This window comes from Pigmentiphaga litoralis (assembly GCF_048632615.1).
In the GTDB taxonomy this organism is placed as follows: Bacteria; Pseudomonadota; Gammaproteobacteria; order Burkholderiales; family Burkholderiaceae_B; genus Pigmentiphaga; species Pigmentiphaga litoralis_B.
In genome coordinates this window covers 5,332,926-5,348,227 of the sequence record NZ_CP184479.1, presented here as the reverse complement: position 1 = coordinate 5,348,227, position 15,302 = coordinate 5,332,926, and the positions used below count along the sequence as shown (strand labels likewise).

Genomic DNA, 15,302 nt, shown 5'->3' with positions numbered 1-15,302 from the left:
ATGGCTTCGAAGTTCGACATTCCGAATTCGGAGAGCGGCGTGCAGCGTGACGTTGGCCCAGCGGTCGGGATCACACCGCCCGCGCGCGGGCCAGCAGTTCGTCCACTTCCTCCTGCCGCGTGTTGAACGAACACACCCACCTGACATACGCCTCGTCGCTGCCAATCTCCCGCCCTTCAGGCAAGGCGTCGGGCGTCCAGTCATAGAACACGGCGCCTTCGGCCCGCAGCCGTTCCGCCATCAGCGCCGGGACGATGGTGAACACTTCATTGGCTTCGGTAGGCCAGACCCGTTCCACGCCCGGCACGCCAGCCAGGCCATCCGACAGCTGCCTTGCCATGGTGTTGGCATGACGGGCCAGATGCAGCCAGTGGTCATCGGCCAGCCATCCTGAAAATTGCGCGCCAAAGAAGCGCCCCTTGGCCGCCATCTGGCCGGCGCGCTTCAGGCGGAAGTCGAAATCCACAGCCGCCGTGTCATCGAAGAACACGATGGCTTCCGCCATCAGCGCGCCGTTTTTTGATGCCCCGAGACACAGCACGTCAACCCCCGCCCGCCACGTGATGTCGGCAGGCGCACAGTCCAGCGCCACCAGCGCATTCGCAAAACGCGCGCCATCCATATGGATCTTCAAACCAAGCTGACGCGCGGCAGCCCCGATGTCCATGAGTTCGTCGGGGGTATACACCAGACCGTTTTCATTGGCCTGCGTGAGCGTCAGCGCGCGCGGCACCACGTTGTGCGGGGCATGCGGCGCAACGCGCAAGCCGCGCCGCAAGGACGCCGCGGTGACCTTGGGCGCATCACCGGGCAAGGTCACCAGACGGGCGCCGCCCGTGAACAATTCAGGCGCGCTGGATTCGTCCATCAGGACGTGGGCCTGGCGATGGCAAAGCACCGCGCCCCACGGCGGCACCAGTGCCGCCAGCGCCAGCGAATTGGCCACCGTGCCGGTGCTGGCAAAGAACACCTTGACGTCATGGTCAAAGATGTCGGCCAACCGGGCACGGGCGGCGTCACACCACGGGTCGTTCCCGTACGACGACACGGCGCCTTCGTTCGCGGCCATCACGGCCTCCAGCACGGGCGCCGACGCCCCCGCCATGTTGTCGCTGCCGAAATGCATATTCCGCTTCCTGAAGATTAGCCGTGCTGCGGATGGAGGTCGTTTCAGTCGAAGCCTGCCGCACATGGCGACGGTTGCAGCGATACCAACGGCAGCACCCCGACCCACCGTGTCAGGGTCACTGCATCAACCCTACTTTGCCGCTTTCTTGGCCGCGCGCTGACGCACGGTTTCATACATGCATACGGCCGAGGCCACGCTGACGTTCAGACTCTCGATGGATCCCGCCATGGGAATGTTCACGAGTTCGTCGCACGTTTCGCGGGTCAGGCGGCGCATGCCCTCCCCTTCGGCGCCCAGCACCCAGGCGATGGGCTGCGTAGCGTCGATGTCATGCATCGACTTTTCCGCCTCGTCATCGGTACCGACCACCCACACACCGCGCTCCTTCAACGCACGCAGCGTGCGCGCCAGGTTGGTGACCGTCAGGTAAGGCACCGTATCGGCAGCGCCGCAGGCCACCCGTTGCACGGTGGCGTTGATGCCGACGGCGCGATCGCGAGGCGCGATCACCGCCTGCACACCGGCACCGTCGGCCGTGCGCAGGCAGGCGCCCAGGTTGTGCGGGTCGGTCACGCCGTCCAGCACGAGCACGAAGGCGGGTTCGGTCGCGTCATCGAGCACTTCGTCGATGTCCATCGCCAGTTCCAGCGAGTCGGCCAGCGCCACGACGCCCTGGTGGCGCTGGCCCTTGGCCAGGCCTTCGAGGCGTTCCATGCCGACGGCGCGCGCCGACTTGCCGGCGGCCTGCGCCTGTTCGATGAGGGCGAGCATGCGGCGGTCCCGGCGCATGGCTTCGACGTAGAGTTCCTTGATCGATTCGGGCGCAAAGCGCAAACGCGCCGACACCGCATGGAACCCGATCAGTATCTGGCTGGCTGCCATAGTTTGATTCCTGAAAAACATGCGGCGCTGCTCAGGCAGCGCCGTTCACCGCTATTAAACCAAAAACCCCCGACCGGCGAAGCGATCAATGCCGCTTGCGCGCCGTCCGCTTGTTACCGGCCGCCCGCTTGCCGGGCTTGGACGAGGGTCCGTCATCCGAAGGACGCCGCGCCGCTTTCAGCGTCTGGCCTTTCAGGCCGGCCGGCTTGGGAGCCGCCGCCTTGCGCGGACGGCTGTCCTCTTCGGCAGGCTTATCGTCACGGGCCAGCGCCTTGCGGATGCCTTCGTAGCTCACGCCCTTCACAAGCTTGAACTCGATGCGGCGCGCTTCCAGGTCCACACGCGCCACCTGGACCTGCACCTTGTCGGTCAGGCGATAGCGCATGCCGGTGCGTTCTCCGCGCAACTCGTGCAGCGAGTCGTTGAACTGGAAGTACTCGGCGCCCAGCTCCGACACGTGCACCAGCCCTTCCACATGCAGATCGTCCAGGGTGACGAACACGCCAAAGGTCGCCACACCGGTGACGGTGCCGCTGAAGACGTCGCCCACCTTTTCGCGGACGAACCAGCACTTGAGCCACGCTTCGACATCGCGCGACGCATCGTCGGCGCGGCGCTCGTTGCTCGAGCAGAACAGACCCAGCTTTTCCCACAGGGCGTGCTCGTGTTCCTTGATGCTTTCGGCGACGACCGGCGCGCCGCCGTCCAGGGCCTGCGGCACATACCGCTTTGCCTGCAGCAGCGCCTTGATCACGCGATGCGTCAGCAGGTCGGGGTAGCGGCGGATCGGCGACGTGAAGTGGGCGTAGGCGGGATACGACAGGCCGAAGTGGCCCGCGTTGTCAGGGCTGTACATGGCTTGCTGCATCGACCGCAGGCACATGGTCTGCAGCAGCGGCGCGTCGGGACGGCCCTTGGTGCTGGCCAGCAGCGCCGAATAGTCGGCAGCAGTCGGCTTTTCGCCGCCGCCCAGCGACAGCCCCAGCGTCTTCAGGAACTGACGCAGGGATGCCAGCTTTTCGGGCGTCGGGCCTTCATGGATGCGGAACAGGCCCGGATGCTTGCTGCGTTCCATGAAGTCGGCCGCGCAGGTGTTGGCGGCCAGCATGCATTCTTCGATCACCTTGTGCGCGTCGTTGCGCACATAGGGAACGATGCTTTCGATGCGGCCTACCTCGTTGCAGACGATCTTGGTTTCGACGGTGTCGAAATCGATCGCGCCACGGGCCTTGCGGGCTTCCTGGAATACCAGGAACAACTGGTACAGGTTGCCGATTTGCGGCAACACGTGTTCGTGTTTGCGCGCAGCCGGGCCATGCGGCATCTGCAAGGCGCTCCAGACCTCGTTGTAGGTCGTGCGCGAATGGGAATGCATGACGGCGTTGTAGAACTGGTAGGCCTGCACCGTGCCAGCCTTGGATCCCGTGGCCGGAATGACCATGTCGCACACCAGCACCAGACGGTCCACATGCTCGTTCAGGGAACACAGGCCGTTCGACAGCTTTTCGGGCAGCATCGGAATCACGCGGCGCGGAAAGTACACGCTGGTCGACCGCTCCAGCGCATCCACGTCCAGCGCGTTGCCGGGCACCACGTAGTTGGCGACGTCGGCAATGGCCACGATCAGACGCCAGCCGGGGCGCTTGCGCGTGCCGGTGCCCAGTTCGACAGGTTCGCAGTACACCGCGTCGTCGAAGTCGCGCGCGTCTTCGCCGTCGATCGTGATCAGCGGCACGTCGCGCAGGTCGATTCGACCGGCCAGGTCACCGCGGCGCACTTCGTTCGGCAGCTTGGCGGCCTGGGCCAGTGCGGCTTCCGAGAATTCATGCGGCACGTTGAACTTGCGCACGGCGATCTCGATTTCCATTCCCGGATCGTCGATCTCGCCAAGGATTTCCACCACCCGGCCCATGGGCTGGCTGTGACGCGTAGGCTGCTCGACGATCTCCACCATGACCACCTGGCCATGTTGCGCATCGGCAATGTCGCTTTCGTGGATCAGCACGTCATGCTTGATACGCTGGTCTTCAGGCACGACGATGTACAACCCGCGTTCGTTCAGGAAGCGGCCTACCAGCCGATTGGTGCGGCGTTCGATGACCTCGACGATGATGCCGTCAGGCTTGCCGCGATAATCATTGCCCGACAGCTTCACCAGGACGCGGTCCCCATGCAGGACCTTCAGCATTTCCTTCGGTGTCAGGAAGATATCGGCCTTGCCATCGTCGCGAATCAGGAAGCCGAAGCCGTCCCGATGGCCTTGCACGCGGCCGGCAATGAAGTCGAGTTTGTCGGCCAGCAGCAGCACGCCCTTGCGGTTGGGCATCAGTTGCCCGTCGCGCTCCATGGCGCCCAGGCGGCGTTGAAAGCCGATGCTTTGCGGGTCGACACCCAGGGTCGTCGCCAGCTCATCCGGCGACAGCGGGCCGTCTGCTTCACGCAGTGTGGCCAGGATCTTTTCGCGCGTCGGCACTTCTGGATCATAGTCCTGAGGTGCGCTGGGCGAATTGTTATGCGATCGGTTTGTCAAAGGTCAAAAATCTCTATAGAATGCGCGGCTAGGTTGTTGAGCGACGCCAACGAATGCGTTGAACGTTCATCACAACAGTGCCCAGATGGCGGAATTGGTAGACGCGCACGGTTCAGGTCCGTGTGCCGAAAGGTGTGGAGGTTCGAGTCCTCTTCTGGGCACCAACGAATATCAGTCGTTTGATCGTCAGTGATCAGATCGGCATGAAGCAAACTGTCAGTGCCCTGTGGTTTTGGGACCGACAGCGCGGCAAAGTCGCCCGTACATTGGGTTGAACGCGTGTTCCACGAACATGTGTTCATCGCAATGACGGGCTTTTTGCGTCTGCGCGCATGATGTCTGCTTGCGTGGTGTCTGCACGCGTGGAGTCTGCTTGCATGCCGTTGGCAGGCAGGGTATCCGCATGCATTGCGTCCGCACCCATGCGGTCCGCACGCAGCTCAACTGCAATCGCCGGGGTGTCGGTGATCCCGCAGCGATTCGACGTCGTGTCGAAGCCACGAGTTTCAAACGTGTTGCTCAGCGACGCAGAGGCCAGGGGCAGAGGCAGCTCGAACAAAAAGTCAAAGGAAGACGTCAGGGACGCACCTGGAGCGGTGTTCCACCGGGCATTGTTTCCGGCCTGAATAGAATACACCGTTCGTATCATGCTGCGCAGGCAAGCCGGGCCTGCGCCGTGGGCGGCAACACGACAGGAATCGCCGTGCGATGCCCCCGGGGGTGTGCCGGCGCCTTCGCGCCGGCCCATGCAAGAGAACCGGTCAACCGGCCTCGCCCTTGCGGATCCAGGCTTCCAGCTGGAAAGGACGGAGCGTGTCGTAGTCCTCGAACGGCTGATGGATCCAGGGATTGGTAGGCAGCTTGTCGACGTAGTAATCGGGCACGACTTTCGAGTGCCCCTTGAACCACAGCACCGCCGTGCGCATTTCGGTAATGGCCGAGAACTGCGACAGCAGATGTTGATGGACCTTGTCGAACGTGTTGCCCGTGTCGACCATGTCGTCGACCAACAGGACGTTGCCGCCCAGCGAGCCGCGCGTGATCGTGATGAACTGGGCGATGTCCAATGCGCCCTGCTCCGTCCCTGCGGCCTCGCGATAGCTGCTCGTAGCGAGAATGCCAAGGGGAACATCGAAAATCCGCGACAGGACATCGCCGACGCGCACACCGCCGCGCGCCAGACAGACGATCTGGTCGAACTTCCAACCCGACTGATGCACCGTCAGGGCCAATTGCTCGATCAGGTGGTGATACTTGTCCCAGCTGACCCACAGGTGCTTGTCATTATCTTCTGACATGTCGTTATTGATGCTTATCGATAAAAAAACAGCCCCGGAACCCGCCCGGGGCATGGTGCATCACAGGCAAGACCTGCGACTTCAGGCCTTGAACGGGTGACGCAGCACAATGGTTTCCAGGCGGTCGGGCCCGGTCGACACCAGGTCGATGCTTACGCCGCAGACTTCGCTGACACGTTTCAGGTAGTTCTGCGCATTGACCGGCAGCTTGTCGTATTCCGTCACGCCCACCGTGGACTCGGTCCAGCCAGGCATTTCTTCCAATACGGGTTCACTGTTCGCCACCGCGGCGGCGCCATACGGCAGCACGTCGCGGAACTCGCCATTCACCTTGTAGCCGACGCCCAGCTTGATGGTCTCGAGACCATCCAGCACGTCGAGCTTGGTGATGCACAGGCCGGAAATGCCATTCAGGCGGATCGAACGCTTCAGCGCGGCGCCGTCGAACCAGCCGCAACGGCGCGGACGACCGGTAACCGAACCGAACTCCTTGCCGACCTTGGCCAGATGCGCACCGATGTCGTCGTCGAGTTCAGTCGGGAACGGACCCGAGCCAACACGCGTGGCGTAGGCCTTGGTGATGCCCAACACGTATTCCAGCGTTTGCGGACCCACGCCCGCGCCAGCCGAGGCAGCGCCCGCGACGCAGTTGCTGCTGGTGACGAAGGGATAGGTGCCGTGATCGACGTCGAGCAGCGCGCCTTGCGCGCCTTCGAACAGCAGGCGCTTGCCGGCAGCCGACGCTTCGAACAACTCATTGGCCACGTCAGCCACCATTGGCTTGAGCACCGGCGCCAGCGCCATTGCCTGGTCGCGTACTTCGGCGGCGTCCACCGCCTTGCCGCCCAGGTAGTTCACCAGCACGAAGTTGTGATATTCCAGCACTTCTTCCAGCTTCGCGTCGAACGCGGCCGGATCGTACAGATCCTGCACGCGAATGGCGCGGCGGGCCACCTTGTCTTCGTAGGCCGGGCCAATGCCCCGCCCGGTCGTGCCGATCTTGGCGTCGCCCTTGCGCGCTTCCCGCGCCTGGTCGATCGCGACATGGTAAGGCAGGATCAGCGGGCAGGCTTCCGACACGCGCAGGCGCTTGCGGACTTCCAGACCGGCGGCTTCCAGTTCGTCGATTTCACGCAGCAGCGCTTCGGGCGACAACACCACGCCGTTGCCGATGTAGCAGGTCACGCCGGCATGCATGATGCCCGACGGGATCAGGCGCAAGATGGTTTTCTTGCCGTCGATCCACAGGGTGTGGCCCGCATTGTGACCGCCCTGGAAACGCACGACGCCCTGGACGGACTCGGCCAGCCAGTCGACGATCTTGCCTTTGCCCTCGTCGCCCCACTGGGTTCCGATAATGACGACATTCTTAGCCATGCTGATTCTGCTTCTCTTTAGTAAGCCCGCGACGGGCGCTCAGATTTCAAATAAGGAAGATGCGCCTACGACGCAGTCTGGGGGGACGACAGCGGCACGACCTGCCAGTTGCCGTCACGCAAGACCAACGCACGATCGCACAGAAATTCCTGCTGCTCGTGCTCGTGGCCTGGAAGAACCTGGACGACGATATGACCCGCGTCGCGCAGCGTTCGAACCGCGTGCACCAGGGCAGGCTCCAGGCCCCATGGCGCGCTGATGGCCGGCGTGGCGATCGGCGCGGGCAACAGTCCCGCCAGTTCGCGCAGATCCAGGCTGAAACCGGTAGCCGGACGCGCGCGGCCATAGACCTCGCTGACGTCGTCATACCGGCCGCCCCGGACAATGGCGTTCGGCCAGCCCGGGCAGTACACCGCGAACACGATGCCGGTGTGGTACTGGAAACCATGCACGTCGGCCAGGTCGATACCCACCTGCTGGTCACCCAGCGCCCGCCCGAGTGTCGCCAGGGCGTCGAGCGCCCGAGCAATCTGCGGCAGGGCGGGCAGGACCTCACGTGCCCGCTGCAGCACATCCAGGTCGCCGTACAAGGTCGGCAGGACCTGCAGTGCGTGGGCGGTGTCCGGACGCAGCTGGTCGGCCAGCGCGGCCAGTCCAGGAACGTCCTTGTCACGCAGCAGCCCGAAGATGACGTCGGACAGCGCCGCGGCAGCCGGGTCGGCGTCCAGCAGCGCCTGCACGACGCCCAGGTGGCTCAGGTCGACGCGAAAGCTCGGCACGCCCGCGCGGCGCACGCTCTCGACCGCCAGCTGCAGCGCTTCGATATCCGCTTCAGGACCGGCATGGCCGTAGATTTCGGCGCCGATCTGCAGCGGCTCGCGCGTGGCCCACAGGCCCCGCGGCAAGGTATGCAGCACGCTGCCGTAATAGCACAGACGCGTCGTGCCGGCACGATTGAGCAAGTGCGCGTCGATACGCGTGACTTGCGGCGTCATGTCGGCGCGGATGCCCAGCGACCGGCCCGAAAGCTGGTCGACGAGCTTGAACGTGTGCAGATCCAGATCGCCACCGCTGCCGGACAGCAGCGAGTCGAGGTATTCGACCAACGGCGGAAGCACCAGCTCGTAGCCGTAGGTGCGATACAGGTCTAGCAGGAGTCGGCGCAACTCTTCGATGCGCCGGGCCTCGGCCGGCAAAATATCTGCCAGGCTCTCGGGCAACAGCCATTTGCCCATGCGGGATTCTCGGTAAAGACGATGAAAAATCAATGGACGAAAAAAGCGGCTACGGGGGTGCACACAGTGCAAGCCCATCAACCGCTTCTTCCAAGCTTGTGTCGGGGTGGAATCCATGAAACGTGGCGCACTTGAACGGTGCACTACGCAGGAAACGATTCGACTCTTGGCTTACACGCTATTGTCCACTCGTTCGAGGACAAAATCAAGGGACCGGCTCGGCCGTGGCGCGGGCAGCAATCAATTCGCTGCCAGAACGCCACGTTGGTGCCTGCCGCGCGCCCGGCGGATGGCGTGCACCCGCCGCGGGCCCATCAACGTGCGGGCGCGGGTGCCGGCGTGCTTGCGTTGCCGCCCGCCGACTTCATGAAGCGGAAGAACTCCGAACTGGGGTCCACCACCATCACGTCGCCCTTGTTGGCAAATGACGCGCGATAGGCTTCAAGGCTCTTGTAGAACTTGTAGAACTCGCGGTCCTGCCCGAAAGCCTGGGCATACACGGCCGATGCCTTGGCATCGCCCTCGCCCATCGTCTTCTGCGCCTGGCGGTACGCTTCGGCAATGATGACTTCGCGCTGGCGATCGGCGTCGGCGCGGATCTTTTCGCCATCGGCAGCGCCGATCGAACGCTGTTCGTTGGCCACGCGCTTGCGCTCGGCTTCCATGCGGCGATACACCGACTCGGAAATCTCGGGCGCAAAGTCGACGCGCTTCAGACGCACGTCCAGCACCTCGACACCCAGCAGCTTGGCCGCCGCCGCGGTGTTGGTACGGATTTCCTGCATGATCTTGTCGCGCTCTTTCGAGGTGACATCGTTGACCGTGCGGCGGTTGATCGACGCATTCAATGCATCACGCAGCAAGGCAGACATACGTTCCTGTGCGGCGCGTTCGTTGCCGCCGAACGTGACGTAGTACGTGCGCGGGTCGGAAATACGCCACTTCACGAACGAGTCGATCAGCAGGTTCTTCTTTTCGGAAGTCTGCACGCGCTCGACATCGGTCGCGTCGATGGTCAGGACGCGCTTGTCGAATTGCTGGATGTTCTGGAACGGGGGCGGCAGCTTGAAGTACAGCCCCGGTTCACTGACGACTTCCTTGATCTCACCCAAGGCGAACACGACAGCGTAATTGCGTTCGTTGACCACGAAAACGCAGGAAGAAAGGGCGGCCAGCGCGATGAGCAGGCCGACCACGGTGGGAATCAGACGATCCATGACGGGGTTCCTTGTCTCAACGGGGGACGTTACGGTCGCGGGAGCGCAGGGCTTCCCGTGGGGTGGGTTCAGGCACGCTGCTGGACATCGGTGCGGGCAAAGGCAATGCCGTACCGTTGTTCATCGTGCTCGAACCGCCATTGGACCGTGCTGCGACCGCCGCGGAGGACTCCTTCGATACCTGCTGCATGATCTTGTCGAGCGGCAGGTACAGCAGATTGTTGCCCGAACGGGTATCGACCAGCACCTTGGACGCGTTGGTGAACACCTCTTGCATGGTGTCGAGATACAGACGGTCGCGGGTCACGCCCGGCGCCTTCTGGTATTCCGTCAGCACCTGGGTGAAACGCGATGCGTCACCCTCTGCGTTTTCAACGATACGCGAGCGGTAACCTTCGGCTTCCTGCAGCAGACGCGACGCGGCGCCCGCGGCGCGCGGAATGACCTCGTTGGCGTAGGCCTGGCCTTCGTTGACCTGGCGTTCGCGGTCCTGACCGGCCTTGACGGCGTCGTCGAACGCCGCCTGCACCTGCTCGGGCGGCTGGGCATTCTGGATAGCGACCGTGCTGATCAGCACGCCCGTTCCGTAGATGTCCATGATGTTCTGCATCAGCTTGGTGACTTCGGCGGCCACTTCGGTCCGGCCTTCGTACAGCACGAAGTCCATTTTCTTCTTGCCGACGATTTCACGCATGGCGGATTCGGCCGCCTGCTTGACCGATTCGTCGGGGTTGCGCGAGTTGAACAGGTAATCGCGCGCCCCACCCTCTTTCAGGCGGTACTGCACAACGAATTGCATGTCGACGATGTTCTCGTCGTCGGTCAGCATCAGCGATTCCTGCAGCACCTTGCTACGCGAGTTGTTGCGGAACCCGACTTCGATCGTGCGAAGTTGCGACTGGTTGACGATCTCGTGCGACTGGATCGGGTACGGCAGACGCCACTGGAAGCCGGCGCGCGTGGTTTCCTTGTACTTGCCGAACTGCGTCACGACCGCGACCTGGCCTTCCTGCACGATGAAAAAGCCGGAGCCCAGCCACAGCAGGACGACGATGCCGCCAATGACGCCGACACCGATGCCGGCGCCACGCGGCGACGGCGCAAACCGGCCGTTGTTGTCGCCACCGTTTCCACCGCCGCGCGGGCCACCCGGCTTGCGCCCGAACAGGCCCCCCAGGCGACGATTGAAGTCGCGCCAGAGTTCGTCCAGGTCGGGAGGTCCGCCGTTATTGTTGTTCTTGCCGCCATCGTTGTTATTGTTTGGGCGACGTGGAGGCTCGTTGCCGGAACCGTTATTACCGCGGCCCCAGTTCGAGTCGTTCAAATTGAATATTCTTGATATCGAAGGCAGACGCATCTTTGCTGGAAAGCGAGGCGGACGGGAAACCCGCCCGCTCAGGAGCGGGCGTCAGCCGCAGGGCTGACGGACGGAGACTGCGTACGAAAACGCGGGTCGTCATTGTCGATGCTGCTGACAACCACGGGTTCTGCCTGGCTGGCTTCGACGATCGCTCCCCGCAAAGCATCGAACCCCAGGCGTTCTGTCGCGCTGACGAACACTCGCGAAATCGTACCACGCTCGTCGCGCTCCACTCCGGGCTCCAGATGAGTCAGGTCGATCTTGTTGAAGACGAGGATGCGCGGGATGTCGGCGGCGCCGATTTCCTCGAGCACCTTGTCCACTTCGGCGATCTGTTCGTCCCGCTGCGGGCTTGCGGCATCCACGACGTGCAGGAGCAGATCCGCATGGATCGTCTCTTCCAGCGTGGCGCGAAACGCGGCGATCAGCATGTGGGGCAGCTCGCGGATGAACCCTACCGTGTCCGACACCACGACCGACCCCGCGCCTTCGATCCACACTTTGCGAGTGGTGGTATCGAGCGTTGCGAACAGCTGGTCGGCCGCGTACACATCGGCTGCCGTGAGTGCGTTGAACACGGTGGACTTGCCGGCGTTGGTATAACCGACCAGCGACACCGAAAACGCACCGCCCCGGGCGCGCGAACGGCGCTGCGTCTGCCGCTGCTTCTGCAGCTTGCTCAGCCGTTCCTTGAGCATGCGGACCTTGTCCGCAATGATCCGTTTGTCCATTTCGAGCTGGGCTTCGCCCGGGCCGCGCATGCCGATACCGCCACGCTGACGTTCCAGGTGGGTCCACATCCGGGTCAGGCGCGTGACCAGGTGCTGCAGCTGAGCAAGTTCGACCTGCAGCTTGCCTTCATGGCTCTGCGCTCGCAGCGCAAAAATGTCCAGGATGAGCGCGACGCGGTCGACCACGCGGACCTTGATCTCACGTTCGATGTTGCGCTGCTGGGCGGGGGTCAGGTTGTGATTGAACAGGACGAGTTCGATGTCGTTGGCCTGTACGGCCAACGCGATCTCCTGCGCCTTGCCCGTGCCAACGTAGAGTTTGGCATCGGGGCGGGCACGCTTGCAGATGATCGTATCGACGATCTCTGCGCCTGCGCCTTGCGCAAGCATATGGAATTCTTCGGTCTGTGCTTCGAAGTCAGGCTCGCCGAAGTTGACGCTGACGATCAGCGCCTTTGGCGGCGGCCTGTCCGAAGCTGCCGGATTACGATCAGTCAGCAGTGGGTTCAACCTGGAAGTTGACCGGGCGCGAAGGCACCACGGTAGATATGGCGTGCTTGTAAACCATTTGCGTCACAGTGTTCCGCAGCAGCACCACGTATTGATCGAAAGACTCGATCTGGCCTTGTAATTTGATACCGTTCACCAGATAAATAGACACTGGTACGTGTTCTTTGCGAAGCACGTTAAGGAATGGGTCTTGTAGCAATTGCCCTTTATTGCTCATAAGTGGGCTCCTGGTTGTGTTTTTCTTGGCGGATGCCAACCTGGCTACTTTACCGGGTTTTCCCCGAGCAAACTAGCCTACATGACTGCATGAATCACCGAAAACACTCGGTCTACATCTTCGAACTACACACCGTATATCAGGACGTATGCGCCCTTTTCAACGGCTCCGTCCGCGCGGCCGGGGCCGCTTGTTCGGATCCACCGCCTTGACCGGCGCCTTGTCCTTGTAGGGGTTGTCGCTGGTCCGGAACTCGATTCTAAGTGGAGTGCCCTGAAGCTTGAAAGTTTCCCGGAATCGCGACTCAAGGTACCGGCGGTACGAGTCGGGAATGTCGTCCAGGCCATTTCCGTGAATGACGATGAGCGGCGGATTCTGCCCGCCCTGGTGCGCATAGCGCATCTTGGGGCGGAAGATGCCGCGGCGTGGCGGCTGCTGCTGTTCCAGCGCCTCCTGCAGTTCGCGGGTCAGCTTGGGCGTCGACAGCTTCGCGAAGGCGGCCGCATGCGCATCCAGCACCGACTTCAGCAGCGGGTTGATGCCCGAATTCTTCAGCGCCGAGATGTGGTGGATCTTGGCGAACGACAGGAAACGCAGCTTGCGTTCCAGCTCGCGCTTGATCTCGTCGCGCTTTTCGCCGTCGATGCTGTCCCACTTGTTCACGCCTACGACCAGCGCGCGCCCGGTTTCGAGCACGAACCCGGCGATGTGCGCGTCCTGATCCGAGATTTCGGCACTGGCGTCCAGCATCAGCAGCACGACGTTGCTGGCTTCGACCGCCTGCAGCGTCTTGATGACCGAAAACTTTTCGATCGCTTCGAATACCTTGCCGCGCTTGCGCAGGCCCGCGGTATCGATGAGCGTATACGAGCGTCCGCCGCGTTCGAAGTCGATTTCGATCGCGTCGCGGGTGGTTCCTGGCTGGTCGAATGCAATGACCCGCTCTTCGCCCAGCAAAGTGTTCACCAGGGTGGACTTGCCCACATTGGGGCGGCCGACGATCGCCAGCTTGACGCGGTGCGACAGCGGGTCGACCGGCACGAACTCTTCTTCGGACGGCGCCACGATCGGGCTGTAGCCGTCCCACTCTTCCGGTTCGGGCAGCGGTTCGACCATGCCTTCGAGCGCGATCTCGATCAGCTCGGTCACGCCGTCGCCGTGCGCAGCCGAAATCGGATGCGGTTCGCCCAGACCGAGCGCGTAGAACTCGGCAGCGGCCGTGGCGTGCGAAATGCCTTCGGCCTTGTTGATCGCCAGCACGACCTTGCGGCTCGACTTGCGCAGGCGTTCTCCGATCTCGCGGTCGTGACCGGTCAGGCCGATGCGGCCGTCGGTCAGGAAGATGACGACATCGGCCTCGACCATGGCCTGCACGGTCTGCTTGGCCATCTGCGCCATGATGCCGTCCTTGGCCACCGGCTCGAAGCCGCCCGTATCCACGACGATGAACGGATGGTCACCCACCCTGCCCTCGCCGTAGTGGCGGTCCCGTGTCAGACCCGGAAGGTCGGCCACGAGGGCGTCGCGTGAACGCGTGAGCCGGTTGAACAACGTGGATTTCCCCACGTTGGGCCGTCCCACGATGACGACAACCGGTTTGAATGCCACTGGTTTCATTGAACTCAAGAACCTTTATTCGCCAACACCAAGCAGCGCCAGGTTGCCCTTCGAGGTTTGAACGATCAAGCCCCGTGTGGTTGCCAGGGGCCGCGAAACGATTGCACTGCCATCGGTGGCAATGCGTGCAAGAAGACGACCGTCTTCCCGCCCGAGAAAATGCACGTAGCCCTGGTAGTCGCCAAGCGCGATGGCTCGGCCGACGGAGACCGGGGCGGTCAGGCTGCGATGTTGCAGCGCGTCCTGTTTCCACACGTTGGCGCCGCCGTCGAGAGCGAAGCCATGCACCACGCTCTTGTCGTTGGCCGAGTACGCGAATCGCACGTCGGCCGACATGCCGTTCACGCTGGAAAATTCACGCGACCACGTGGTGTTGCCGCTGCTGACATCGAAGCAGCTGATACGGCCCTGGTACGTGACCGCGCACAGCAGGCGGCCCGAGATGACGGGAGCGCCGACCACGTCGGACACGCGTTCCAGTTCGCTGGTGCCGGTCGGGTTCGACACGGTGCCTTCCCAGCGCATGACGCCGTTGGCCGTGGAGATCGCGATGACCTTGCCACCCGGCAGCCCCGAGAACACAAAGCCATTCGACATCAGCATTTCGCCCGGCGCACGCAGCGCCAGGGCCGGGCCTGGGCGCTGCACGCTCCAGCGGCGGCGGCCGGTTTCCGCGTCGAAAGCCTGCACGCGATAGTCGCCGCTGCGCACCACCACCAGGCCATCCGCCACCAGCGGGGGCACCGTGACTTCGCTGGTGGCCTGCGCCGTCCATTTGATCTGGCCGTTGTCATCGAAGGCGATGACTTCGCCGCGCGGGGTGGCCACGGCAGTGATCTTGCCATCGCTGCCGACGCCAGCCGACAGGGTCTGCTTGGCGGAACCGCGCCATTGCGTCGCGCCAGTCGTCAGGTCGTATTTGCCGACGGTGCCGTTTTCGGTCGCGGCATACACGGCGTTGCCGACGGCGACGGGCACGAAGCCCACCCCCGATTTGTTGCCGGCCGACACGCTCCAGACGGGATTGACCGTCAGACTGGGCGTGAAGGTAGTCAATGGCGCGGGCACGTAGCGCGGCTTGCTGCCCCCGAACAGCGAGCACCCTCCCAGGGCGCCGATGACCAGCGCGACCGCGACGGCGCGCATCAGTGCGGGGACGCGAGGTGAAACGTGACGTTGCTGAATTGTGGTGGCCATAC

General features: G+C 63.2%; 13 protein-coding genes and 1 tRNA gene. 1 reads left to right on the top strand and 13 read right to left on the bottom strand.

The window, feature by feature from the left end:
• Window positions 1–70: 70 nt before the first annotated feature.
• The 3 genes from ACNANG_RS24750 to rnr form a co-directional block, all read right to left on the bottom strand.
• Window positions 71–1,126, bottom strand: coding sequence for a threonine aldolase family protein (locus ACNANG_RS24750; protein ID WP_420225256.1), 1,056 nt, complete (start codon window positions 1,124–1,126; stop codon window positions 71–73).
• A gap of 132 nt (window positions 1,127–1,258) precedes the next feature.
• Window positions 1,259–2,011 carry a 23S rRNA (guanosine(2251)-2'-O)-methyltransferase RlmB gene (rlmB, locus tag ACNANG_RS24745; RefSeq protein ID WP_420225255.1) on the bottom strand — a complete coding sequence of 251 codons (753 nt, stop codon included), beginning with the start codon at window positions 2,009–2,011 and terminating at the stop codon, window positions 1,259–1,261.
• 85 nt (window positions 2,012–2,096) lie between these two features.
• Window positions 2,097–4,541, bottom strand: coding sequence for a ribonuclease R (gene rnr, locus ACNANG_RS24740; RefSeq protein WP_420225253.1), 2,445 nt, complete (start codon window positions 4,539–4,541; stop codon window positions 2,097–2,099).
• Window positions 4,542–4,620: 79 nt separating this feature from the next.
• Between rnr and ACNANG_RS24735 the strand changes: the two genes are divergently transcribed.
• Window positions 4,621–4,705, top strand: a tRNA-Leu gene (locus tag ACNANG_RS24735).
• 134 nt (window positions 4,706–4,839) lie between these two features.
• Here the strand turns inward: ACNANG_RS24735 and ACNANG_RS24730 are convergent.
• The 10 genes from ACNANG_RS24730 to bamB form a co-directional block, all read right to left on the bottom strand.
• On the bottom strand, window positions 4,840–5,178 hold the full coding sequence (locus tag ACNANG_RS24730; RefSeq protein ID WP_420225251.1) for a hypothetical protein: 339 nt from the start codon (window positions 5,176–5,178) through the stop codon (window positions 4,840–4,842).
• A 124-nt stretch (window positions 5,179–5,302) separates the two neighbouring features.
• Window positions 5,303–5,839, bottom strand: a complete 537-nt coding sequence (locus tag ACNANG_RS24725; protein ID WP_179587597.1) for a phosphoribosyltransferase — start codon at window positions 5,837–5,839, stop codon at window positions 5,303–5,305.
• A gap of 81 nt (window positions 5,840–5,920) precedes the next feature.
• A complete protein-coding gene (locus ACNANG_RS24720) occupies window positions 5,921–7,216 on the bottom strand; it encodes an adenylosuccinate synthase (protein ID WP_420225250.1) in 1,296 nt (431 codons plus the stop codon).
• 65 nt (window positions 7,217–7,281) lie between these two features.
• Window positions 7,282–8,451 carry an ATP phosphoribosyltransferase regulatory subunit gene (locus tag ACNANG_RS24715; RefSeq protein WP_420225249.1) on the bottom strand — a complete coding sequence of 390 codons (1,170 nt, stop codon included), beginning with the start codon at window positions 8,449–8,451 and terminating at the stop codon, window positions 7,282–7,284.
• Window positions 8,452–8,765: 314 nt separating this feature from the next.
• A complete protein-coding gene (gene hflC, locus ACNANG_RS24710) occupies window positions 8,766–9,668 on the bottom strand; it encodes a protease modulator HflC (RefSeq protein WP_420225248.1) in 903 nt (300 codons plus the stop codon).
• Between the two features lie 16 nt (window positions 9,669–9,684).
• A complete protein-coding gene (hflK, locus tag ACNANG_RS24705; RefSeq protein ID WP_420225247.1) occupies window positions 9,685–11,025 on the bottom strand; it encodes an FtsH protease activity modulator HflK in 1,341 nt (446 codons plus the stop codon).
• Between the two features lie 38 nt (window positions 11,026–11,063).
• Window positions 11,064–12,209 (bottom strand): GTPase HflX, encoded by a 1,146-nt coding sequence (hflX, locus tag ACNANG_RS24700; protein ID WP_420227656.1) that lies wholly within the window; start codon window positions 12,207–12,209, stop codon window positions 11,064–11,066.
• Window positions 12,210–12,249: 40 nt separating this feature from the next.
• Window positions 12,250–12,486: an RNA chaperone Hfq gene (gene hfq / locus ACNANG_RS24695; protein WP_179587593.1), complete on the bottom strand. Its 237-nt coding sequence runs from the start codon at window positions 12,484–12,486 to the stop codon at window positions 12,250–12,252.
• Window positions 12,487–12,645: 159 nt separating this feature from the next.
• On the bottom strand, window positions 12,646–14,094 hold the full coding sequence (der, locus tag ACNANG_RS24690; RefSeq protein WP_420227655.1) for a ribosome biogenesis GTPase Der: 1,449 nt from the start codon (window positions 14,092–14,094) through the stop codon (window positions 12,646–12,648).
• Window positions 14,095–14,118: 24 nt separating this feature from the next.
• Window positions 14,119–15,300: an outer membrane protein assembly factor BamB gene (gene bamB / locus ACNANG_RS24685; RefSeq protein WP_420225246.1), complete on the bottom strand. Its 1,182-nt coding sequence runs from the start codon at window positions 15,298–15,300 to the stop codon at window positions 14,119–14,121.
• Between the last annotated feature and the right edge of the window lie 2 nt (window positions 15,301–15,302).